Genomic DNA, 1618 nt, shown 5'->3' on the forward strand with positions numbered 1-1618 from the left:
ATAATTATGTTGGATCAAGTCGAAAAGGTGGGTTAATGTAATGAGGCATATTGAGGGCATGGACAGAAATCAGATAACTTTTCTACCAACCAGTATAGATGAATATGTAGGAGAAGACAATCCTATACGGGTGTTGGATGCATTTATCGAGAGCCTTGATCTGAAGAAACTAGGCTTTCGTAATGCAGAGTGTAAAGAAACAGGAAGGCCTCCATACCGGCCCCAAGATATTTTAAAATTGCTGTTTTACGGCATGCCCAACAGGATAAAGTCCAGCAGAAGACTCGAAACAGAAGCATATAGAAATATTGAAGTGATATGGCTGTTAAAAGACCTGAAACCGGATTTCAAAACAATAGCCGACTTCAGGAAGGACAATGCAAAAGGAATAAAAGCGGTTTTTAAGGAGTTTACCAAACTAAGCCTTGAACTAGGGCTATATGGCAAAGAGCTTGTAGCAATTGATGGCTCTAAATTTCGGGCTTGTAACTCGAAAAAGAATAATTACAACGACCAAAAGCTGCAAAGGCATCTTAAGTATATAGAAGATAGGATAGATGAATACTTGAAAGAATTGGATGAGAATGATGCTGCTGAGGCTAATGACAGGAAATTTACCAAAGAGGAAATCCAGAAAAAGATAAAAGAACTTGAAGGCCGCAAGATAAAATATGAGGAACTCCAAGAGAAATTAGAAGAGGCAGGAGAAAGTGAAGTATCAACCACAGATCCTGACTCCCGCCTGATGGGCAACAACAAAAATGTTGAAGTAGGCTACAATGTACAGACTACTGTAGATTCTAAGCATAAGCTAATTCTAGATTTCAAGGTAACAAATAATCCGAACGATCTGGGTGAGCTGGACAATATGGCCCTTCGGGCGAAAAAACTCTTTAAGGATGCAGAGTTTGAGGTTTTAGCGGATAAAGGCTATTACAGAGCAGATGACTTAAAAAAATGTATAAAGAAAGGAATTACCCCTTATGTAGCCACACAGACCCGCAGTAACAGTACAGGCGATAGGGATTTTTACTCAGATAAATTTCAATACGATAAAGACAAGAACGTATATATATGCCCTGCAAATAAAGAATTGTTTCAAGGAAGAGTAAGGAAGGAAAGAGAAAAAATCATCGGTTATGATTACAGAAATTATGATGCCTGCAGTAATTGTGAATTCAGGAAGTGCTGTACCAAAAGTAAAAAGGGCAGAGCTATCTTTCGGCATATAGACCAAGACTTCCTGGATACCATCAACTACCGGACGGAAGCTAACCGTGATAAATACAGGTTAAGGCAATGTATTGTGGAGCATCCCTTTGGCACTGTTAAACGGGGTTGGGGAGCCTACTATTTTCTAACCAAAGATAAAGCTACTGTTGTAGCTGAAATGGCAATGGCGTTTTTGGCATACAATATGAAACGTGCCATTAGTGTACTCGGAATTCAGAAACTACTCGAAATACTTAATCAAAAAAGAGAGGCAGTACTTGTATAAGGGTACTGATTCTCTCTTTAGTCTGACATCAAGGTGTAATATACCGCATGCCATATCTAGTTTTTAACTGCTAAGACGGCGGTTTTTGCACTGTTTTGAGGTGAGTTTTCACACAGTCTG

The 1618-nt window shown here is 39.1% G+C and carries 1 protein-coding gene; it reads left to right on the top strand.

Features of this window, described 5'->3' with window-relative positions:
* The first annotated feature begins 40 nt into the window (after positions 1–40).
* Positions 41–1498: an IS1182 family transposase gene (locus HF312_21545; GenBank protein ID MCU7522795.1), complete on the top strand. Its 1458-nt coding sequence runs from the start codon at positions 41–43 to the stop codon at positions 1496–1498.
* Positions 1499–1618 lie beyond the last annotated feature (120 nt).

Source organism: Ignavibacteria bacterium, assembly GCA_025612375.1.
Taxonomy (GTDB): Bacteria; Bacteroidota; Ignavibacteria; order Ignavibacteriales; family SURF-24; genus JAAXKN01.

What these genes read in the sequence shown, in the direction of transcription:
- HF312_21545 (MCU7522795.1), top strand. Translation starts at nt 41, where the DNA reads ATGAGGCATATTGAGGGCATGGACAGAAATCAGATAACTTTTCTACCA.